The organism is Streptomyces sp. ME19-01-6, assembly GCF_033793745.1.
Classification (GTDB): Bacteria; Actinomycetota; Actinomycetes; order Streptomycetales; family Streptomycetaceae; genus Streptomyces.
The window spans coordinates 198,574-219,427 of sequence record NZ_JARAXF010000016.1; the positions used below are offsets into that span (position 1 = coordinate 198,574).

Consider the following 20,854-nt stretch of genomic DNA (forward strand, 5'->3'; position numbering starts at 1 on the left):
CTGACGAGACGTCACGGATTGATAACTCCAGAAAATCGTGCAACCCTTCCGGCCCCACGTGGGTCGTATGTGGCGTCAGGCTTCCTGGAGGGGGGATTCCGGGGGGGGATCCCGGGGGGAATCGGGAATAAGAGGAAGCCTTGCGGAGGGGGAAGCGAGGGGCCCGGCCAATGGACCGGGCCCCTCGAAATGTGTGCGCCTGTGCCGCCTGTGCGGCCTCTGCGCCTGTGTCGCCTGTGCGTTGCGCAGGCCGATGCTCAGAACGGTACGCCGCAGCGCAGCAGCACATTCGCGTACGGCTGTGCTTCCCCCGTCCGCACCACCAGCCGCGCCGTCGCCGTCCGCGCCTTCAGCTCCTCGTGCGGCACCAGCTCCAGCACCGACCCGGGGAAGAGGCCGTCCAGCAGCGCGGTCGCCGACTGGTTGTGCTCCCGCATCTCCAGGGCCGCCGTGGCGCCCTCGATCACCAGCTCGTCGAGCAGCGCCGTCAGCACCTGCTCGAAGGACGGCACCCCCGCCACGAGGGCGAGGTCGACCACGGCCGGACCGTTGGAACCTGCGGGGATGGGCAGTCCGGCGTCGCAGACCATCACCGTGTCGGTGTGGCCCAACTCGGCTATGGCCCCGCTCAGCCGGCGGTTGAAGATCCCGGATCGCTTCACCGCGCCGCGACCTCCTCGGCCGTGGGGAAGGACTCCTGCGCGCCGTCGCGGGTCACCGCGGCCGCGCCGACCCGTACGGCGAACCGCACCGCCGTCTCAAGGTCGTCGCCGACGCCCAGGCGCCAGGCCAGCGCGCCGGTGAAGGCGTCCCCGGCGCCGGTGGTGTCCACCGCCTTGACCGGGAGGCTCGGGACGAGAACCGTACGGTCGCGGTCGGCGACGAGCGCGCCCGCGGCGCCCAGGGTCACCACCACCGAGCGCGGGCCGCGCGCCAGCAGGGCGGCCGCCCAGGCGTCGGGGGCCTCCTCGCGGCCCGCCGGGTCGTCCCCCAGCAGGAAACGCGCCTCGTGCTCGTTGACCACCAGCGGATCGCAGGCGGCCAGCACCTCGGCGGGGAGGGCGGCGGGGGGCGAGGGGTTGAGGACGAGGCGCGGCCCGACGCCTTGCGCGCCCTCGCCCGCCGTACCCGTACGCACTGCCTCGGCGACCGTCGCGACCGTCTCCAACGGGATCTCCAGCTGCAGCGAGACCACGCGGGCCGAGGCCAGCAGGTCCGCCGCGGCCCGTACGTCCGCGGGGGTCAGCCGGGCGTTGGCGCCGGGGGAGACCACGATGCTGTTGTCGCCGGACGGGTCCACGGTGATCAGTGCCACCCCGGTGGGCGCGCCGCCGACCAGAACGCCCGCGGTGTCCACGCCCGCGTCCCGCTGCGACTCCAGCAGCAGACGGCCGTATCCGTCCTCGCCGACGCGGGCCAGCAGGGCCGTACGGGCGCCCAGCCGGGCGGCGGCGACGGCCTGGTTGGCGCCCTTGCCGCCCGGGTGGACGGCGAGGTCCGAGCCGAGGACGGTCTCCCCGGCGGCCGGTCGGCGTTCGACTCCGATCACCAGGTCGGCGTTGGCCGACCCTACGACCAGCAGGTCGTAGTCGTGCATGCGTGTACGTCCCTTCAGGTGGCTGGTGTTACTGCTCGGCCCGGCGGCGCAGCCGCCAACCGGACGCTGCCCCGCCCCGCCCCTCCCCACAACCGGCCCTCCGCCCCGGCCCAGCGGGCCGGCCGGGGGTCGGCCACCGGCCCCCGTGGGCCGGGGGCGCCCCCAGTTGTGGGGCGGGAGGGGGCGGGGTGGGGCAGCCCGGGTGAGGGGTCACTTCGCGGCGACGACCTTCACCGGCACCTTCACCATCTGGTCCACCTTCTGCCCCTTCGCGAGCCGGATCGCGTTCTGCACGGCCATCTTGCCCAGCTCCTTGGGCTGCTGGGCGACGGTCGCCGCGAGCGTGCCGTCCTGGACCGCCTTGAGGCCGTCCGGGGTGCCGTCGAAGCCGATGACCTTGACGGACTTGCCCGCCTTGGAGCCCAGCGCCTTGACCGCGCCGAGCGCCATCTCGTCGTTCTCGGCGAAGATCCCGTCGATGCCCGAGTGGGCCTGCAGCAGGTTGGTGGTCACGTCCAGGCCCTTGGTGCGGTCGAAGTCCGCGGGCTGCTTGGCGACGACCTGGATGCCGGGGTAGGCCTTGAGGCCCTCCGCGAAGCCCTGGCCGCGCTCGCGCGAGGCCGAGGTGCCGGCCGTGCCCTGGAGGACCAGGATCCGGCCCTTGCCGCCGAGCTGCTCGGCCAGTGTCTTGGCGGCGAGCTTGCCGCCCGCGATGTTGTCGGAGGCGACCAGGGTGGCGATGTTCGCCTTGTTGACGGTGCGGTCGGCGGCGAGCACGGGGATGCCGGCCTTGTTGGCCGCCCGGACGGACGGGCCGGAGGCGTCGGAGTCCACCGGGTTGATGATGATCGTCTTCACGTTCTGGCTGGTGAAGTTCTGGAGCTGGTTGGCCTGCTGGGAGGCGTCGTTCTGCGCGTCGGTGACGGTGAGGCTGATGCCCTGAGCCTTGGCCTCCGCTTGCGCGCCCTGCTTCAGCTGGACGAAGAAGGGGTTGTTGAGGGTGGAGACCGACAGCGCCACCTTGATCTTGCCGCCGCTCCCGGAGGAGTCGGAGCGCCACACCGAGGCGCCGATCACGACCGCCACCACGGCCACCGCGGCGACCGCGTACTTGCCCATCTGGGCGGGCGTCATCCTGCCCCCGGGGCCGCCGGAGCCAACCGCCGCGCCTCCGGGCGCGCCCGGGCGGGACCCGGCGCGGCGGCGTGCGGTGTCGAGCAGCACGGCCAGCGCGATGACGACGCCGATGACGACCTGCTGCCAGAAGGCGGAGACCTCCAGCAGGTTGAGCCCGTTGCGCAGCACGGCGAGGATCAGCGCGCCGATCAGCGTGCCGGACGCCTTGCCGACGCCGCCGGAGAGGCTGGCGCCGCCGATGACGACCGCGGCGATGGCGTCGAGTTCGTAGCCGACCGCCGCCTGGGGCTGCGCGGAGGACAGGCGCGAGGCGAGCACGATGCCCGCGACGGCCGCGAAGGCGCCGGACAGGGCGTAGATGGCCAGCTTCTGGCGGTTGACCCGGATGCCGGAGAGCCGGGCGGCCTCCTCGTTGCCGCCGATCGCGTACATGGCGCGGCCGACGTACGTACGGGCGAGGACGCCCGCGGTGATCAGGCCCATCACGACCATGACGATCACCGGGACCGGCAGCCAGCCGCCGATGGTGTCGCCGAGGTGCGAGACCGAGTCGGGGAAGGGGGTCGGGCTGCCCTGGGAGATGACCAGGGCCAGGCCGCGGCCGACGGACAGCATGGCGAGGGTGGCGATGAACGGCGGCAGCTTACCGAAGGAGATCAGCGCGCCGCTGACCAGGCCGCAGGCCAGGCCGGTGGCGAGCGCGAGGATCACCGCGAGCCACACCGGCAGGCCCTGTGAGGTCGCGGACCAGGCGAGCACGGTGGCGGACAGCGCGGCCACCGAGCCGACCGACAGGTCGATGCCGGCCGAGACGATGACGAAGGTGACGCCGAAGGCGAGGATCGCGGTGACCGCCGCCTGGACGCCGACGTTGAGCAGGTTGTCGGTGGTGAGGAAGTCGCCGGAGAGCAGCGACATGGCCGCGAGGAGCAGTACCAGGGCGCTCAGCGCGCCGTTGTCGAGCAGCACGCGGCGCAGCACCGCCGGGCCCCCGGAGCTCTCCCCAGTCTTGATCGTGTCAGTGGCCACGGGAGCCCTCTCTTTCCTTGGTGTCGTCGAGCGCCTCGACGGCCTTGACGTCCTTCACGGCCAGGGCCATGACGGCGTCCTGGGTTGCTTCGTGGCGGCCCAGTTCGCCGGTGATCCGGCCCTGTGCCATGACCAGGACGCGGTCGCTCATGCCCAGCACCTCGGGGAGGTCGCTGGAGATCATCAGCACCGCGTGCCCGGAGGCGGTGAGTTCGTTGATGAGCTGGTAGATCTCGACCTTGGCGCCCACGTCGATGCCCCGGGTGGGTTCGTCGAGGATGAGCACCTTGCTGTTGGCCAGCAGCCACTTGCCGATGACGATCTTCTGCTGGTTGCCGCCGGACAGGGTGCGTACGCGCTGGCCGAGACCGGCCATCCGGACCGCGAGCTGTTCGGAGATCCGGGCCGCCGCGCGGCGTTGCCCGGCCCGGTCGACGAGCCCGGCGCGGGTGGCGGAGCGCAGCGTGACCAGGCCCAGGTTCTCCTGGACGGAGGCGTCGAGGACCAGGCCCTGGCCCTTGCGGTCCTCGGGGACGAGCCCGATGCCGGCGCCCATGGCGGCGCCCACGTCGTGCCGGGGCAGCCGCTCGCCGAGGACTTCGACGGTGCCGGCGTCGTACGGATCGGCGCCGAAGACGGCCCGTACGACCTCGGTGCGGCCCGCGCCGACGAGTCCGGCGAGCCCCACCACCTCCCCGGCCCGCACCTCGAAGGCGACGTCCTGGAAGACGCCGTTCCGGGTCAGGCCCTGGACCTTGAGCAGGGGCGCTCCGGCCTCGGCGGGCCGCCGCGGGTACTGCTGCTCGATGGAGCGGCCCACCATCAGCCGGACCAGCTCGTCCTCTTCGGTGGTGGCCGGGACCTGGGTGACGCTGCGGCCGTCGCGCAGGACGGTGACGCGGTCGCCCAGGCCGGCTATCTCCTCCAGGTGGTGGGTGATGAAGACGACGCCGACGCCGTCCGCGCGCAGGGTGCGGACGATCCGGAAGAGCTTGTCGACCTCCTCGGTGGTGAGTACCGCGGTCGGCTCGTCCATGATCAGGACGCGGGCGTCCAGGGACAGCGCCTTGGCGATCTCGACCATCTGCAGCCGGGCGATGCCGAGGTCCCGGACGCGGTCGGTGGGGGAGACGTCGACCCCGACGCGGGTCAGCAGTGCGGCGGCCCGCTCGTGCATCGCCTTGCGGTCGATCAGTCCCAGGCGGCGCGGCTGGCGGCCCAGGAAGATGTTCTCCGCGACGCTGAGGTCGGGGACGAGGTTGAACTCCTGGTAGATGGTGGCGATCCCGAGCCGCTCGGCGTCCTGGGCGCCGTGGATGCGTACCGGGGAGCCGTCGACGAGGATGCGGCCGCCGTCGGGGCGGTGGGCGCCGGAGAGCATCTTGATCAGCGTGCTCTTGCCCGCGCCGTTCTCGCCCAGCAGGACGTGCACCTCGCCGCGGCGCAGGTCGAAGTCGACGCCGTCGAGGGCGACCACTCCGGGGAAGGTCTTGCGGACGCCTTCCATGCGCAGCAGCTCGGCCGCGCCCGCGGTCTTCACGCTCAGCGGCTTGTCCGCGCTCGGCGTGCTCATGGCTTGCTCCTTTCGGGCTCGCCGCACGAGCGGCGGGTGACCAGGCGGGCGGACAGGATCACCGACTCGGCGGGCCGCCCCTCGACGCGGTCGATCAGCGCGCGCACGGCGGCGCGGCCGAGTTCGCCCGTCGGCTGGGCGATGGCGGTGATCGGGGGATCGGTGTGGACGAACCACGGGATGTCGTCGAACGCGGCGAGCGCCACGTCGTCGGGCACCCGCAGGCCGCGCGCGCGGATCTCGTCCATCGCGCCGAGCGCCATGAGGTTGTCCGCGGCGAAGATGACGTCCGGGGGCTTTGGCAGGTCGAGGAAGCGGGCGGTCACCCGCCGTCCACTGTCCGCCTGGAAGTCGCCCTGGTCTATGAAGTCGGCCGGCAGGGCCAGGCCGAACTCGCGCAGCGCGGACCGGAAGGCCTCCACGCGTTCACGTCCGGTGGTGGTGGCGGCCGGTCCGGCGATGATGGCGAGCCGGCGGTGGCCGAGCGCGTGCAGATGGGCCACCAGGTCGCGTACGGCGTCCCGGCCGTCCGTACGGACCACCGGCACGTCCACGCCCTTGATCCAGCGGTCGACGAAGACCATGGGGGTGCCCGCGCGGACGGCGTCCAGCATCAGCGGGGAGCCGCCGTCGGTGGGGCTGACCAACAGGCCGTCGATGCGGCGGTCCATAAGGGTGCGCACATGGTGGTCCTGGAGGTCGGGGCGCTCGTCGGCGTTCCCGATGACCACGCTGTAGCCCAGCGCGCGGGCCTCGTCCTCGACCGAGCGGGCGAGCTCGGTGAAGAACGGGTTGAGTACGTCGCTGATCACCAGCCCGAGGGCGCGGGTCTGGTCGGTACGGAGCGAGCGGGCCACGGCGTTGGGGCGGTAGCCGAGCTCGGCGACGGCGGTGAGCACCCGGTCACGGGTGCCCGCGCGGACGGACGGATGGTCGTTGAGCACGCGGGAGACCGTTGCCACGGACACTCCCGCGTGGTGCGCCACGTCCTTGATGCTCGCCATTCCACCTCCTCGTGGAATCGATTACAAAGAGGATTGGAATCGATTACACGAAGGTTGGGCAAGGGCCGGGGAGTGGCTGAAACCGGATCGTAATATTCCGGATGATGTATGCGGTCGCGTCCGACTTGTCGCGGGCCTGCCGGGGCCGCCGCGAGGGTCCTGCGCGGGGTTGCGCACAGTTTGTGCACAGGCCCCGGGGGCGTGTCGGCGTCCGGCGGTACCGTCGGGACATGCTCAAACTCGCGGTGGTCGAAGGGGTCCTGGAGCGGATCACCTACGCCAATGAGGAGAACGGCTACACGGTCGCCCGGGTCGACACCGGCCGCGGCTCCGGCGATCTGCTCACCGTCGTCGGCTCGCTGCTGGGCGCGCAGCCCGGCGAGTCGCTGCGGATGGAGGGCCGCTGGGGCTCCCATCCGCAGTACGGCAAGCAGTTCACCGTCGAGAACTACACCACCGTGCTGCCCGCCACCGTCCAGGGCATCCGGCGCTATCTGGGCTCTGGCCTGATCAAGGGCATCGGCCCGCGGATCGCCGACCGGATCACCGAGCATTTCGGCGTGGACACCCTCGATGTCATCGAGCGTCAGCCCGAGCGGCTGGTCGAGGTCCCGGGCCTCGGCCCCAAGCGCACCAAGATGATCGGCGCGGCCTGGGAGGAGCAGAAGGCCATCAAGGAGGTCATGGTCTTTCTGCAGGGCGTCGGGGTCTCCACCTCGATCGCGGTGCGGATCTACAAGAAGTACGGCGACGCCTCGATCTCGGTCGTGAAGAACGAGCCGTACCGCCTGGCCGCCGATGTGTGGGGCATCGGCTTTCTGACCGCCGACAAGATCGCCCAGTCCGTCGGCATCCCGCACGACAGCCCCGAGCGGGTCAAGGCCGGTCTGCAGTACGCGCTGTCCCAGTCGACGGACAACGGCCACTGCTTCCTCCCCGAGGAGCAACTGATCGCGGACTCGGTCAAGTTGCTCCAGGTCGACACCGGCCTGGTCATCGAGTGCCTGGCCGAGCTGGCCGACGAGGAGGGCGTGGTGCGCGAGAGTGTGCCGGGCCCGGACGGCGGCGAGAAGGTCACGGCCGTGTATCTGGTGCCCTTCCACCGCGCCGAGATCTCGCTCGCCGGTCAGGTGCTGCGGCTGCTGCGCGGCGCGGAGGACCGCATGCCCGTCTTCCGGGACGTGGACTGGGACAAGGCGCTGGCCTGGCTCGCCCGGCGCACCGGGGCCGACCTGGCCCCCGAGCAGAGCCAGGCCGTCCGGCTCGCGCTGACCGAGAAGGTCGCGGTGCTGACCGGGGGGCCGGGCTGCGGCAAGTCCTTCACGGTGAGGTCCGTGGTGGAGCTGGCGCGCGCCAAGAAGGCCAAGGTGGTGCTCGCGGCCCCCACCGGCCGGGCCGCCAAGCGGCTGGCCGAGCTGACCGGCGCCGAGGCGTCCACGGTCCACCGGCTGCTGGAGCTCAAGCCCGGCGGGGACGCGGCGTACGACCGGGACCGGCCGCTGGACGCCGACCTGGTGGTGGTGGATGAGGCGTCCATGCTCGATCTGCTGCTGGCCAACAAGCTGGTCAAGGCGGTCCCGCCGGGCGCCCATCTGCTCTTCGTCGGGGATGTGGACCAGCTGCCGAGCGTGGGCGCGGGCGAGGTGCTGCGCGATCTGCTGTCCGAGGGCAGCCCCGTCCCGGCGGTGCGGCTGACCCGTATCTTCCGGCAGGCCCAGCAGTCCGGCGTGGTCACCAACGCCCACCGGATCAACTCCGGCGTGCCGCCGATCACTCACGGCATGCCCGACTTCTTTCTCTTCGCCGAGGAGGACACCGAGGCCGCCGGGAAGCTCACAGTGGACGTGGTGGCCCGTCGGATCCCCGCCAAGTTCGGCCTCGATCCGCGCCGTGACGTGCAGGTTCTGGCCCCGATGCACCGTGGCCCGGCGGGCGCCGGAACGCTCAACGGACTGCTTCAGCAGGCCGTCACCCCCGCCCGGCCGGATCTGCCCGAGCGGCGCTTCGGTGGCCGGATCTTCCGTGTCGGCGACAAGGTGACCCAGATCCGCAACAATTATGAGAAAGGGGCCAATGGGGTCTTCAACGGCACGGTGGGCGTCGTCACCTCCCTCGACAGCGATGAGCAGCGCCTGACCGTGCTGACCGACGAGGACGAGGAGGTGGCGTACGACTTCGACGAGCTGGACGAGCTGGCGCACGCCTATGCGGTGACCATCCACCGCTCCCAGGGCAGCGAGTACCCGGCCGTGGTCATTCCGGTGACCACCGGCGCCTGGATGATGCTGCAGCGCAATCTGCTCTACACGGCGGTGACCCGCGCCAAGCGCCTGGTGGTGCTCGTCGGCTCGCGCCGCGCCCTGGGACAGGCGGTGCGCACGGTGTCGGCGGGCAGGAGGTGCACCGCGCTGGACCACCGGCTCGGCGCATCCGGCACATGAGGTTCGGATATGAAGTTCGGATATGAGGTTCGGGGCGAACGTGTCAGGAGGGTTTCCGGACCGTCACGAACGGGGCAGGATGGGCGTGGAAGCGGCACTCAGTGCCGCCAAAAGGCCCTTCGGCCGACCCCGAGTGCACGTTCATCGTCCGAATGGGGGAAGGTGGGGGGAGTCAGGGCACCTCGAAGAAGAGAACCAGACGTCGGTGAGGGATGACGTGAGTGACAACTCTGTAGTACTGCGGTACGGGGACGGCGAATACACCTACCCGCTGGTCGACAGCACTGTCGGCGACAAGGGCTTCGACATCGGCAAGCTTCGCACCCAGACCGGTCTGGTGACCCTGGACTCCGGTTACGGCAACACCGCCGCCTACAAATCCGCGGTCACCTATCTCGACGGTGAGCAGGGGATCCTGCGCTACCGCGGCTACCCCATTGAGCAGCTGGCGGAGCGTGCCACGTTCCTCGAGACGGCCTTCCTGCTGATCAACGGGGAGCTGCCGACCGTCGACGAGCTGGCCGAGTTCCGCGACCAGATCACCACGCACACGCTGCTGCACGAGGACGTCAAGCGGTTCTACGACGGCTTCCCGCGTGACGCCCACCCGATGGCGATGCTGTCCTCCGTGGTCAGCGCGCTGTCGACGTTCTATCAGGACAGCCACAACCCGTTCGATGAGAAGCAGCGCTACCTCTCCACGATCCGGCTGCTGGCCAAGCTGCCCACCATCGCGGCGTACGCGTTCAAGAAGTCCGTCGGCCACCCGTTCGTCTACCCGCGTAACGACCTTGGCTACGTCGAGAACTTCCTGCGGATGACCTTCTCGGTCCCGGCGCAGGAGTACCAGCTCGACCCGATCGTGGTCAGCGCCCTGGACAAGCTGCTGATTCTGCACGCCGACCACGAGCAGAACTGTTCGACCTCCACGGTCCGCCTCGTCGGCTCCTCGCAGGCCAACATGTTCGCCTCCATCTCGGCGGGCATCAACGCCCTGTGGGGCCCGCTGCACGGCGGCGCCAACCAGTCCGTGCTGGAGATGCTGGAGGGCATCCAGGCCGCCGGTGGCGACGTCGACACCTTCATCCGCAAGGTGAAGAACAAGGAAGACGGCGTGAAGCTCATGGGCTTCGGGCACCGCGTCTACAAGAACTTCGACCCCCGGGCGAAGATCATCAAGTCGGCGGCGCACGACGTCCTCTCGGCCCTCGGCAAGTCCGACGAGCTGCTCGACATCGCGCTCAAGCTCGAAGAGCACGCTCTCGCCGACGACTACTTCGTCGAGCGCAAGCTCTACCCGAACGTCGACTTCTACACCGGTCTGATCTACCGGGCGATGGGCTTCCCGACCGAGATGTTCACGGTGCTCTTCGCGCTCGGCCGGCTGCCGGGCTGGATCGCCCAGTGGCACGAGATGATCAAGGAGCCGGGCTCGCGCATCGGCCGTCCGCGCCAGATCTACACGGGCGTCGTCGAGCGCGACTTCGTCCCGGTCGAGCAGCGCTGACACCCAGTGCCACGCCGGCCCCGGGCGAGTGAGCCGAAGGGGCGCGCCCCTGTCGAAAGGGAGAACGCGCGGAGGCCGCGAGGAACGAGTGGCCGAGCACGATCGACCGTCGACAGGGGCTGAGGCGCCCCGGAGGCGGACCGAGCCTTAAAAAGGCAGAAAGCGCCCCGCTGCCGATCCCCCCACGGGTCGGAGCGGGGCGCTTCCATTCCCGGTTACGGATTCCCCCCACGGGATCCGGCCGGGGGTCTGTCGGCCGTACAAGCCCACAGAAGCCCTCAGTGTCATGACGCGATCTGCCGGGACGCGTACGCAACGGGAGGGCCGCTCAAAGCTCCCCGAGTACGTCGCCCCGGCCACGCGTAGCGGGATCCGTCCCCCAAGACGAACCCTCACCGCCCCATTAGACTCCCCACCCCCCGCGATGGTTACGTTCGGTCGCCTGTGATCTGCGTCTCCTGCCATATGGGGGCGTAAAAGGGCAAGAGCCTCTATTTGAAGATCGAGGACCCGGTGTATGGGTGTTGTGCGGCTTATGGGGACTTGGTGAATCTATGGAGATTCGGTGAAGGCTCGCAGTCGCAGGCTGTTGGTGACCACGAAAACCGAGGAGAACGCCATCGCGGCGCCCGCGATCATCGGGTTGAGCATCCCGGCCGCGGCGAGCGGCAGCGCGGCGACGTTGTAGCCGAAGGCCCAGAAGAGATTGCCCTTGATGACGGCAAGGGTCCGGCGCGCCAGCCGGATCGCGTCCGCTGCCACCCGCAGATCGCCCCGTACCAGCGTCAGATCCCCCGCCTCGATGGCGGCGTCCGTCCCCGTGCCCATCGCCAGGCCCAGGTCGGCGGTGGCCAGGGCGGCCGCGTCGTTGACGCCGTCGCCCACCATCGCGACCGTACGGCCCTCCGCGCGCAGCTGCCGGACCACGTCCACCTTGTCCTGCGGCAGCACCTCGGCGATGACCTTCTCGATGCCGACCTCCCGGGCCACCGACTCGGCCACCAGCCGGTTGTCGCCCGTCAGGAGCACCGGGGTCAGGCCGAGCCCGCGCAGCCGGGCCACGGCCTCGGCGCTGGTCTCCTTGATGGCGTCGGAGACCACCAGCACGCCCCGGGCCCGGCCGTCCCAGGCCACGGCGGCGGTCGTACGCCCCTCCGCCTCGGCCGCCGCCTTCGCGGCCGCCAGCTCCTCGGTCAGCTCGGCCCCATGGGCCGCGAGCAGCTTCTCTCGGCCGACAAGGACGGTGTGCCCGTCCACGACGCCCTGGACGCCGAGGCCGGGGACGGATCCGAAGCTCCGGGCCTCGGGCAGGGTGCCCGTCCGGGCGGCCGCCCCGTCGGCGACGGCGCGGGCCACGGGGTGCTCCGAGGCGTGCTCCAGGGCCCCGGCCAGCCGCAGGAGCTGGTCCTCGGTCACGCCGGGGGCGGTGTGCACGCCGTGCAGCCGCATCCGCCCCGTCGTCACCGTGCCGGTCTTGTCGAGGACGACGGTGTCCACGCGGCGGGTCGACTCCAGGACCTCGGGGCCCTTGATGAGGATGCCGAGCTGGGCGCCGCGCCCGGTGCCGACCATGAGGGCGGTCGGAGTGGCCAGGCCCAGGGCGCACGGGCAGGCGATGATCAGTACGGCCACGGAGGCGGTGAACGCGGCGGTCGCGTCGCCGGTCAGCAGGGACCAGGCCACCAGGGTGCCGACGGCGATGAGGACGACGACCGGTACGAAGACGCCGGAGACGCGGTCCGCGAGGCGCTGCACCTCCGCCTTGCCGTTCTGCGCGTCCTCCACCAGCGCGGCCATCCGGGACAGCTGGGTGTCGGCGCCGACGCGGGTGGCCTCGACGACCAGGCGGCCCGCGGTGTTCACGGTCGCGCCCGCCACGCTGTCGCCCACCGCGACGTCCACCGGCACCGACTCGCCGGTCAGCATGGAGGCGTCCACGACTGAGGCGCCCTCGACCACCGTGCCGTCCGTGGCGATCTTCTCGCCGGGTCGCACCACGAAGCGGTCGCCGACGGCCAGCCGGGAGACCGGGACGCGGACCTCCCGTCCCTCCCGCAGCACGGCCACATCCTTGGCGCCCAGCTCCATCAGCGCCCGCAGTGCGGCGCCCGCCCGGCGCTTGGACTTCGCCTCCAGGTAGCGGCCGAGGAGGATGAAGGCGGTCACCCCCGCGGCGGCCTCCAGGTAGATCGAGGACGATCCGTCCGTACGCGCGACGGTGAGGTCGAAGCCGTGCCGCATGCCCGGCATGCCCGCGTCGCCGAAGAACAAGGCCCACAGCGACCAGCCGAAGGCGGCGAGGGTGCCGAGGGAGACCAGGGTGTCCATGGTGGCCGCGCCGTACCGGGCGTTCGTCCAGGCGGCCTTGTGGAAGGGCAGCCCGCCCCAGACCACGACGGGCGCGGCGAGGGTGAGGGACAGCCACTGCCAGTACTCGAACTGCAGCGACGGCACCATCGCCAGGAGGACGACGGGTGCGGACAGGGCGAGCGAGACCAGGAGGCGTTGGCGCAGCGCGCCGGTCTGCGCGTCGGTGTCGGCGTCCGCGTCCGCGTCGGCGGGGCGGCCGGCCGCGGCTTCCCGGGCCGGGGCTTCCGCCGTGGCGTGGCCGGACGCCGCTTCGAGGTTGGGCTCGGGCTTGGGCTCGGCGGGCTTCGGCGGTTCGGCGGTGTAGCCGGTTTTGACGACGGTGGTGATCAGATCGGCGATCTCGATCTCCGCGCCGTAGGTCACCTTGGCCTTTTCGGTGGCGTAGTTGACCGTGGCGGTGACGCCGTCCATGCGGTTCAGCTTCTTCTCGACGCGCGCCGCGCAGGAGGCGCAGGTCATGCCGCCGATGACGAGCTCCACCTGGGAGGTCGCGGCCGCCGCGGGCGCGGCCTGGTCCGCCGTCGGTGTCTTCTCCTTCGCGGTTTCCGGGGCCGTGCTGCTCATTCTCGGTCTCCCTGGGAAGAGGGCCGGGCCGTGCGGGTGGGTGGCCGCCGCACGCGGCCCGGCGGGGGTGTCCTCGGGTGCTCAGGCCCGGCCGGTGAGCTCGTAACCGGCCTCGTCGACGGCGGCGCGCACGGCCTCGTCGTCCAGCGGGGCGGCGGAGATGACGGTGACCTGGCCGGTGGCGGCGACGGCCTTGACGGAGCTGACGCCGTCGATGGCGGAGAGCTCCTCGGAGACGGCGCCCTCGCAGTGACCGCAGGTCATGCCGGTCACCTGGTAGACGGTGGTGACGCCGGACGTGGTGGTGGCCTCGGAGCTCATGGCTTCTCCTGTGGGGTGAGCAGGCGGGATACGGCTGTGTCCATCGGTGTCCAGGGGGCGCGGGATGCCCGGTGTCCCCCGACGATGACAGCATAATACCCCTAGGGGGTATGAAGGGAGGGGGGATCGGCCGCGGGTGCGAGGGTGTCGTCAGGGGGTGCGGGGCGGGGTCTCGGCGCCGATGATCGGGGCGAGGTAGCCGTGGAGGGAGGCCTTCAACTCCTCGACGTATGCGTCCCGCTCCTCGCCCTCATGGGCCAGTACGAGCTCGAGGCCCGCCTTGAACAGGGAGAACACCATCGTCGCGGTGCGGGCGCGGCGCTCGGCGGAGAGCTCGGGCTGGATGAACTCGATCAGCTCCTCGAGGCGGGCCTGCAGGGCCGCGTGCAGCGCGTGGTGCTCCTCGGTCATCACGCCGGGGATGTCGCCCGAATGGATGAGCGTCAGAAAGACGGGGTTCTGGCAGTTGAACTCGATCATCGGATCGACGACCGCGTCCAGCATCTCGCCGAGGGGGAGCGAGGCGTACTCGGGGGTGAACAGCGCGCCGTGGGCCTCGCGCATCCGGTGGGTGAGGCGCTCGCCGAGCTCGACGGCGATGGCCTCCTTGTTCGGGAAGAACTGGTACAGCGTGCCGGGGGAGACGCCGGCCTCGCGGGCGATGGCGTTGGTGCTCGCCGAGGTGTAGCCCGTCCTGCTGAACACGCTGGCCGCGGCGTCGAGCAGCTGCTGGATGCGGCGCTCGCCGCGCGCCTGCCTGCGGCGCGGCTTCGCCTCGCCGGCGGGCTGTGCTGCCTTGGTCTCGGTCACGCGTCAATCCCCAGCTCTCAGTGTTCCATTGACAAACATGAGTACCCGCTCGCATTCTGGAGAAACGCGAGCGGCAGCTCGTGTTTGCCACATGTTGGGCAATCGTCGGCCCATGCTGCCTGCCTGCCGGAACTCCGGCGAGGCGCATGGACACAGGTGAAGGGGACACCGCGCTATGACCGTTGTCAAACGGCCGCACGGGGGCCGGACGCGAGGCTGGGCGGGAGTGGTGACCGCCCGCCCGCGGCTGACCCTGCTGCTCGTCCTGCTGCTCACGGCGCTGGCCGTCGTGGCCGGACGCGGGGTCGCCGACCGGCTGGGGAGCGGTGGCTGGCAGGACCCGGCGGCCGAGTCGGCGTACGCCACCAAGGCGCTCGAGAAGCACTTCCCCGCCTCGCAGCCGAATCTGCTCCTGCTGGTCGACAGCGGCACGACGACGGTCGACGCCCCGGAGGTCGCCGCCGAGGGCCGCGCGCTGGCCAGGAAGCTCGCGGGCGAGGCGTCGGTCACCGGTGTCACCTCCTATTGGGACGGGGCCGCCACCCTGCGGGACCGGGACGGGCGTGAAGCGCTGATCGCCGCGCGGATCGTGGGCGACGAGAGCGCCGCGGCGAAGGTGCTGGACCGCATAGCCCCCGCCTACCGGGGCGACCACGGGCCGGTGAAGGTCACGATCGGCGGCCCGGTCGCGGTGCGCCATGAGCTGCAGACCACCATCCAGGAGGATCTGCTGTGGGCCGAGATGATCGCCCTGCCCATCACCCTGCTGCTGCTCGTCATGGTCTTCGGCAGCGCGGTCGCCGCCCTGCTCCCGCTGGGCGTCGGCATCATCGCGATCCTGGGCACCGACGCCGTGCTGCGCGGCCTCACCGAGTTCACCGACGTCTCGGTGTTCGCACAGAACCTGACCACCGCGCTCGGCCTCGGGCTCGCCATCGACTACGCCCTGTTCATCGTGCGGCGCTTCCGGGAGGAGCTGGGCCAGGGCGCCGGGACGCTGCCCGCCATCGCCGCCACGCTGCGCACCGCGGGACGCACAGTGCTGTTCTCCGCGATGACCGTCGCCGTCTCGCTCGCCGCCATGCTGGTCTTCCCGCAGTACTTCCTGCGCTCCTTCGCCTACGCGGGCATCGCCGTGGTGTCGATCGCCGCGGCGGCCGCGCTGGTGGTGCTGCCCGCCGCCCTCGCCCTGCTCGGCCAGCGGGTGAACGCGCTGGACCTGACCCGGCTGTTCCGGCGCGGCCGCCCGGCCCGGGGCGAGCCGGGGGCGGGCTGGGGCCGGCTGGCCCGGCTGGTGATGCGCCGGGCGCCGCTGTTCGCGCTGGCCACCACCGCCGGTCTGGTGGTCCTCGGACTGCCCTTCCTGCGGGTGGAGTTCGGCACCGCCGACGACCGCCAGCTGCCCGCGAGCGCCGAGTCCCATGTGGTCCAGCAGCACATCAGGGAGAACTTCCCCGGCAGCCCCGGCGGAGCGATCGACATCCTGATCGACTCCCGGCCCGGCTCCCGGCTCGATCAGGCGAGCCTCGCCGACTACAGCGGCAAGGTCTCCGCGCTGCCCGGAGTGGAGCGCGTGGACAGCCCCGCCGGCCAGTTCGCGGGCGGTCGGCGGGTGGCGGAGCCCGGCCCGGCGCAGGCGGCGCGCGCGGCGGACGGGGCGGCGTATGTCACCGTGCTGGCCAAGGGCGAGGTCGTGGACCAGGCGAGCCAGCAGTTGGTGCGTGACATCCGCGCCCAGCACCCGCCGTTCACCGCCTCGGTCACCGGCATCGCCGCGGTGCTGGTGGACAGCAAGGACTCCATAGCCGACCGGCTGCCCTGGGCCCTGGCCATCATCGTCGTCGTCACCCTGCTGCTGGTCTTCCTGCTCACCGGAAGCGTGCTGATCCCCCTTCAGGCGGTGGTGCTCAACGCCCTCAGCCTCACCGCGATGTTCGGGGCGGTGGTGTGGGTCTTCCAGGAGGGACACCTCTCCGGCCCGTTGTCCTTCACCAGTACCGGGGACATCGAGACCACGCTGCCGGTGCTGATGTTCTGTGTGGCCTTCGGACTGTCCATGGACTACGGCGTCTTCCTGCTCTCCCGGATCAAGGAGGAGTACGACCGCACGGGCGACCACCGCGCGGCCGTCGAGTTCGGCGTTCGGCGCACGGGCGGACTGATCACCGCCGCGGCGGTGATCCTCGCCGTCGTCATGGTCGCCATCGGCACCTCGCGGGTCACCAACACCAAGATGCTCGGCTTCGGTATCGCCCTGGCCGTTCTGATGGACGCCATGGTGGTGCGCAGCCTGCTGGTGCCCGCGGTGATGCGGATGACCGGCCGGGCGACCTGGTGGGCCCCGGGCCCGCTGCGCCGGCTGCACGCCCGTATAGGCCTCAGCGAGGGGGAGTCCGCCGGCCCGGCGACCGGCACCGGCACGGACACCTCCGCCGACCCCGAAGCCCCGGAGGGGGCCGACCGGACGCCGCTCGCGGCCGGACGGCCCGGTGTCGTCAACCGCTCCGCCTGACGCCGCCCGCCCAGGTGTGCCCCTAGGCTTCGGGTTCCCGCCGGGAGCGGTTGCCGGGTCTGAGGGTCACCCAGGTCCGGATGGTGTCCGCGTACCAATACGGCTTGCCGCCCTCCACGAGATCGGGGGGCGGCAGCAGGCCGTGCTTGCGATAGGACCGTACGGTGTCCGTCCGCACACCGATGTGCGCGGCGATCTCCTTGTACGACCAAAGCCTCCGGTCGGTCATCTCTCGCGCCCTTCCTGCGGGCGCCGCAGTCACGGTCCGCCAGGGGCCGTTGGAGGAGCTGCGGCGCGACCGCCTGTGATCACTCAGCCTGTGCCCGGTCAACGACGGTGAGTGACGCCCGGATAGGCGTTGTTGAAGGGCTGTGACGGAAGGATCGCCGAGATGTGACGGCCGTGACACCTGAGTGACTCAGCCGCGGAACGCCGAGTGACTCAGGGTGAAGAACGCCGAGTGACTCGGGTGCGGAACCGCCGGGTGGCTCAGGCGTAGAACGCGGGGCGCTCGATCATCTCGACGGCCGTGCGCTCCCCCGTGGTCTGGGCCCGGACCCCCGCCGCGCTGACGGCGGCCGCGGCATAGCCGTCCCAGGCGCTGGGGCCCTCCACCTCGCCGCGCCGGGTGGCGTTCACCCAGGCCTGCACCTCGCGGTCGTACGCCTCCTCGAAGCGGGCCACGAAGTCGGGGGCGATCTCGCCGCCCCAGCCGCCCGCGCGGTTGATCAGCATGCCGTGGGCGTCGCCGACCCGCGCGGTGCCGCGCTCGCAGACCGCCTCGGCCTGCACCTGGTAGCCGAAGCCGCAGGTCGCGAAGATCTCGACATTGACGATCGCGCCGCCGTCGGTCTCCAAGATCACCAACTGGGGGTCGCTGAGCCCCCCGGGGGCGTCCGCGCTGGGGGTCGGGCGCAACACGGTCACCGCGGTGATCTCCTGCTCCAGCAGCCAGCGGGACTGGTCCATCTCGTGCACCACCGAGTCGGTGATGAGCATGTCGCTGGTGAAGTAGGAGTGCACGGAGGCGTTGCGGTGGCGGCAGTGCAGCAGCAGCGGACGCCCGAGCTCGCCGCCCGCGAGCAGCGACTTGAGTTTCATGAACTCGCTGTCATAGCGGCGCATGAAGCCGACCTGGACCCGGCGGTGGCCCAGCCGCTGCTCGGCCTCCAGCACGCGCAGCGCCGATGCCGGGTCCGGGGTGAGCGGCTTCTCGCACAGCACTGGCAGGTCGTGTTCGAAGGCGGTCAGCAGCGCGGCCTCGTGGGCCGGGCCGGGTGAGGCGATCAGCACCGCGTCCACGTCCGGCGCGGCCATGGCGGCGGCCGGGTCGGTGTAGGCCTGCGCGCCCTCGACACTGTGGGCGACATGCTTGGCGCGCGCCTCGTCGATGTCGACGACGGCGGTCACCCGCGCCCCGCTGACCACGTCGTTGATCCGACGGACGTGGTCGGCGCCCATCATGCCGGTCCCGATGACGGCGACCCCGAGCGTCCCCTGCTGCGTCATGGTGTGTCTTCTCTTTCTGTTCCGGTGTCCCGGTGTTCGGGTGGGGGAGGGTGGTGGGTGCGGGTCAGGCGCCGCAGGAGCGCAGGAAGCGGCGGGTGCGCTGGGCGATCGGGAACGGCTTGTCGGGCGGGCAGGGGTACATGTCCTGCTCGACGATGGCGAACAGGTCCACGTTCAGCTTCTGGGCCGCGGCCAGCACCGGTTCGAGGGCGGGGACGCCGTTCGGCGGCTCGCACATCACCCCGCGCTGGACGGCGGGTCCGAAGGGCACCTCGTTCCCCACGACATCGGCCAGGATCTCGGGGTCGACCTGCTTGAGGTGGAGATAGCCGATGCGCTCGCCGTAGGTCTCGATGAGCTTGACGCTGTCGCCGCCGCAGTAGGCGTAGTGGCCGGTGTCCAGACAGAGGTTGACCACGTCGGAGTCGGTGGAGTCGAGGAAGCGGGCGACGTTCTCCTCTCCGTCGATGTGGGTGTCGGCGTGCGGGTGGACCACGATGTCGAGCCCGAAGCGCTCGCGCACCTGGCGGCCCAGCCGCTCCATGCCGGTGGACAGGTCGCGCCACTGCTCGGCGGTCAGCCGCGGGGGCTCGATCAGCTCGGCGGTCTTGTCGTCCCGCCAGAAGGAGGGGATGACGACCAGGTGGCGGGCGCCCATGGCCTGGGTGAGCCCGGCGACCTGGGAGACGTGCTCCCAGGTGGCGTCCCAGACGCCGGGGCCGCGGTGCAGGGCGGTGAAGACCGTGCCGGCCGAGACCTTCAGATTCCGCCGGCCGACCTCCTCGGCGAGCCGCGCCGGGTCGCTCGGCAGATAGCCGTACGGGCCCAGCTCGATCCACTCGTAGCCCGCCTCGGCGACCTCGTCGAGAAAGCGCTGCCAGGGGACCTGCTGTGGGTCGTCGGGGAACCACACCCCCCAGGAGTCGGGGGCGGAGCCGACCCGGATGCGATCCAGAGCGGGTACGGGGGAGGCGGGAGTCATGGAGCGATCTCCTCTCGCCGGTCGTCGTCGACCGGGGAAGGGGGGCGTGCGGTGCGGGTGGTGAGCTGTGGTGCCCGGGTCATGCTGTTTTGGGCAGCTTCGTGGCCTGGATGGTCATCCGTCAAGATTTCGTCAGGACATTCGGACGTCCGGTCAGGATGCCAGATCAGGATCTCAGATGGAGGGGGGTCTGCACCGTCTCGGGGAGCTCCTCCACATCGACCCCGCGGACCTGTGCGAGCTCATGCTTGAGTGCGGCCGGTTCGGCCCCGGCCGCCATGACACGGCCGTTGTGAAGGGGAGCCAACTCCCCGGGGCGGCCGGCTGTCAAGGATTGTCATGACAACCTTTCGTCTGGATGTAGCGAGGCGATAACGCCACTCGCGGTGATCCTCGATAGGTCCGAATGTAAGGACAAATGCTTGACAGGGGATGGGAAACACCTCTAGACCTGGAGGGCCACAGCCGCCTGGGCGATGCGCGGACCGTGAGCCTGAGCTGCGTCTTTCCTGAAGGGGTACGCATGAGTGAGCCGTACGACCTGATCACCATGGGCCGGATCGGGGTGGACATCTATCCCCTGCAGATCGGCGTCCCGTTGCCGCAGGTCGAGACGTTCGGCAAGTTCCTCGGCGGCTCCGCGACCAATGTCGCGGTGGCCGCCGCCCGGCTCGGCCGCCGCACCGCGGTGATCAGCCGCACAGGGGCAGACCCCTTCGGCGAGTACATCCACCAGGCGCTGCGCGAGTTCTCCGTGGACGACCGCTGGGTCACCCCGGTCGACGCCTATCCCACCCCCGTCACCTTCTGCGAGATCTTCCCGCCCGACGACTTCCCGCTGTACTTCTACCGTCGGCCCAAAGCCCCCGACCTGGAGATCCGCCCCGGCGAACTGGACCTCGACGCCGTGCGCGCCGCCCGGATCTTCTGGATGACCGGCACCGGCCTCAGCGAAGAGCCCAGCCGCGCCGCCACCCTGGCCGCGCTGGAGGCACGCGCCAAGGCCGGCCCGACCGTCTTCGACCTGGACTGGCGGCCGATGTTCTGGCCCGACCCGGCCGAGGCCCGCCAGTACTACGCCCAGGCGCTGCGCCACGCCACCGTCGCCGTCGGCAATCTCGACGAGTGTGAGATCGCCACCGGCGTGCGGGTCCCCGCGGCCTGCGCCGAGAGCCTGCTGGAGGCGGGGGTGGAGTTGGCCGTCGTCAAGCAGGGTCCCAAGGGCGTACTCGCCGTACACCGCGACGGCACCACGGCCGAGGTACCGCCGGTCCCCGTCGAGGTCGTCAACGGCCTGGGCGCGGGCGACTCGTTCGGGGGCTCACTGTGCCACGGCCTGCTGTCCGGCTGGGACCTGGAGCGCATCATGCGGTACGCCAACGCCGCGGGCGCCATCGTGGCGTCCCGCCTCGCCTGCTCCTCCGCGATGCCCACCGAAGCCGAGGTCGAGGCCCTGCTCGCCGGGGACTGACCGGTGACCAGCCACCCCTTCTCTTGA

Annotated in this window: 15 protein-coding genes; 4 read left to right on the forward strand and 11 right to left on the reverse strand. The window is 71.1% G+C overall.

Translation table 11 applies throughout. The features are described 5' to 3' along the window. Positions 1-257: 257 nt before the first annotated feature. The 5 genes from rbsD to PV419_RS30695 all read right to left on the reverse strand — a co-directional run bounded on the left by rbsD (position 258) and on the right by PV419_RS30695 (position 6,340). Positions 258-662 carry a D-ribose pyranase gene (rbsD, locus tag PV419_RS30675; protein ID WP_319694492.1) on the reverse strand — a complete coding sequence of 135 codons (405 nt, stop codon included), beginning with the start codon at positions 660-662 and terminating at the stop codon, positions 258-260. Further along, positions 659-1,597 (reverse strand): ribokinase, encoded by a 939-nt coding sequence (gene rbsK, locus PV419_RS30680; RefSeq protein ID WP_319694494.1) that lies wholly within the window; start codon positions 1,595-1,597, stop codon positions 659-661. Before rbsK ends, rbsD begins: the two co-directional genes overlap by 4 nt. Positions 1,598-1,807: 210 nt before the next feature. After that, positions 1,808-3,763 carry a substrate-binding domain-containing protein gene (locus PV419_RS30685; protein WP_319694495.1) on the reverse strand — a complete coding sequence of 652 codons (1,956 nt, stop codon included), beginning with the start codon at positions 3,761-3,763 and terminating at the stop codon, positions 1,808-1,810. Further along, on the reverse strand, positions 3,753-5,336 hold the full coding sequence (locus PV419_RS30690) for a sugar ABC transporter ATP-binding protein (RefSeq protein WP_319694496.1): 1,584 nt from the start codon (positions 5,334-5,336) through the stop codon (positions 3,753-3,755). The genes PV419_RS30685 and PV419_RS30690 overlap by 11 nt, the downstream gene beginning before the upstream one ends. After that, positions 5,333-6,340, reverse strand: a complete 1,008-nt coding sequence (locus PV419_RS30695; protein ID WP_319694498.1) for a LacI family DNA-binding transcriptional regulator — start codon at positions 6,338-6,340, stop codon at positions 5,333-5,335. Before PV419_RS30695 ends, PV419_RS30690 begins: the two co-directional genes overlap by 4 nt. A gap of 230 nt (positions 6,341-6,570) precedes the next feature. Between PV419_RS30695 and PV419_RS30700 the strand changes: the two genes are divergently transcribed. Beyond that, entirely contained in the window at positions 6,571-8,781 is a 2,211-nt protein-coding gene (locus tag PV419_RS30700; protein ID WP_319694499.1) for an ATP-dependent RecD-like DNA helicase, read from the forward strand. Between the two features lie 217 nt (positions 8,782-8,998). After that, entirely contained in the window at positions 8,999-10,288 is a 1,290-nt protein-coding gene (locus PV419_RS30705) for a citrate synthase (protein WP_319694500.1), read from the forward strand. Between the two features lie 552 nt (positions 10,289-10,840). Here PV419_RS30705 and PV419_RS30710 read toward each other — a convergent pair. The 3 genes from PV419_RS30710 to PV419_RS30720 form a co-directional block, all read right to left on the reverse strand. Beyond that, positions 10,841-13,222, reverse strand: a complete 2,382-nt coding sequence (locus PV419_RS30710; RefSeq protein WP_319694501.1) for a heavy metal translocating P-type ATPase — start codon at positions 13,220-13,222, stop codon at positions 10,841-10,843. Between the two features lie 81 nt (positions 13,223-13,303). Beyond that, positions 13,304-13,543, reverse strand: a complete 240-nt coding sequence (locus PV419_RS30715) for a heavy-metal-associated domain-containing protein (RefSeq protein ID WP_319694502.1) — start codon at positions 13,541-13,543, stop codon at positions 13,304-13,306. A gap of 150 nt (positions 13,544-13,693) precedes the next feature. Further along, positions 13,694-14,353 carry a TetR/AcrR family transcriptional regulator gene (locus PV419_RS30720; RefSeq protein WP_319694504.1) on the reverse strand — a complete coding sequence of 220 codons (660 nt, stop codon included), beginning with the start codon at positions 14,351-14,353 and terminating at the stop codon, positions 13,694-13,696. A 175-nt stretch (positions 14,354-14,528) separates the two neighbouring features. Here PV419_RS30720 and PV419_RS30725 point away from each other — a divergent pair, with 175 nt between their 5' ends. Continuing rightward, positions 14,529-16,865, forward strand: a complete 2,337-nt coding sequence (locus tag PV419_RS30725; RefSeq protein ID WP_319694506.1) for an MMPL family transporter — start codon at positions 14,529-14,531, stop codon at positions 16,863-16,865. A gap of 22 nt (positions 16,866-16,887) precedes the next feature. Here the strand turns inward: PV419_RS30725 and PV419_RS30730 are convergent, their stop codons facing one another. The 3 genes from PV419_RS30730 to PV419_RS30740 all read right to left on the reverse strand — a co-directional run bounded on the left by PV419_RS30730 (position 16,888) and on the right by PV419_RS30740 (position 19,356). Continuing rightward, positions 16,888-17,094, reverse strand: coding sequence for a helix-turn-helix transcriptional regulator (locus tag PV419_RS30730; RefSeq protein WP_319694508.1), 207 nt, complete (start codon positions 17,092-17,094; stop codon positions 16,888-16,890). A 260-nt stretch (positions 17,095-17,354) separates the two neighbouring features. Next, complete coding sequence (locus PV419_RS30735; RefSeq protein ID WP_319694510.1) at positions 17,355-18,374, reverse strand: Gfo/Idh/MocA family oxidoreductase; 1,020 nt, start codon at positions 18,372-18,374, stop codon at positions 17,355-17,357. Positions 18,375-18,438: 64 nt separating this feature from the next. Next, positions 18,439-19,356: a sugar phosphate isomerase/epimerase gene (locus tag PV419_RS30740; RefSeq protein ID WP_319694511.1), complete on the reverse strand. Its 918-nt coding sequence runs from the start codon at positions 19,354-19,356 to the stop codon at positions 18,439-18,441. 523 nt (positions 19,357-19,879) lie between these two features. Here PV419_RS30740 and iolC point away from each other — a divergent pair. Beyond that, on the forward strand, positions 19,880-20,827 hold the full coding sequence (gene iolC / locus PV419_RS30745) for a 5-dehydro-2-deoxygluconokinase (protein WP_319694513.1): 948 nt from the start codon (positions 19,880-19,882) through the stop codon (positions 20,825-20,827). Positions 20,828-20,854: the final 27 nt, after the last annotated feature.

Excerpts from the sequence above, each read along its gene's own strand:
- rbsK (WP_319694494.1), bottom strand. The coding sequence starts at position 1,597 with ATGCACGACTACGACCTGCTGGTCGTAGGGTCGGCCAACGCCGACCTG.
- PV419_RS30690 (WP_319694496.1), bottom strand. The coding sequence starts at position 5,336 with ATGAGCACGCCGAGCGCGGACAAGCCGCTGAGCGTGAAGACCGCGGGC.
- PV419_RS30695 (WP_319694498.1), bottom strand. The coding sequence starts at position 6,340 with ATGGCGAGCATCAAGGACGTGGCGCACCACGCGGGAGTGTCCGTGGCA.
- PV419_RS30700 (WP_319694499.1), top strand. The coding sequence starts at position 6,571 with ATGCTCAAACTCGCGGTGGTCGAAGGGGTCCTGGAGCGGATCACCTAC.
- PV419_RS30710 (WP_319694501.1), bottom strand. The coding sequence starts at position 13,222 with ATGAGCAGCACGGCCCCGGAAACCGCGAAGGAGAAGACACCGACGGCG.
- PV419_RS30715 (WP_319694502.1), bottom strand. The coding sequence starts at position 13,543 with ATGAGCTCCGAGGCCACCACCACGTCCGGCGTCACCACCGTCTACCAG.
- PV419_RS30725 (WP_319694506.1), top strand. The coding sequence starts at position 14,529 with ATGACCGTTGTCAAACGGCCGCACGGGGGCCGGACGCGAGGCTGGGCG.
- PV419_RS30730 (WP_319694508.1), bottom strand. The coding sequence starts at position 17,094 with ATGACCGACCGGAGGCTTTGGTCGTACAAGGAGATCGCCGCGCACATC.
- PV419_RS30735 (WP_319694510.1), bottom strand. The coding sequence starts at position 18,374 with ATGACGCAGCAGGGGACGCTCGGGGTCGCCGTCATCGGGACCGGCATG.
- PV419_RS30740 (WP_319694511.1), bottom strand. The coding sequence starts at position 19,356 with ATGACTCCCGCCTCCCCCGTACCCGCTCTGGATCGCATCCGGGTCGGC.
- iolC (WP_319694513.1), top strand. The coding sequence starts at position 19,880 with ATGAGTGAGCCGTACGACCTGATCACCATGGGCCGGATCGGGGTGGAC.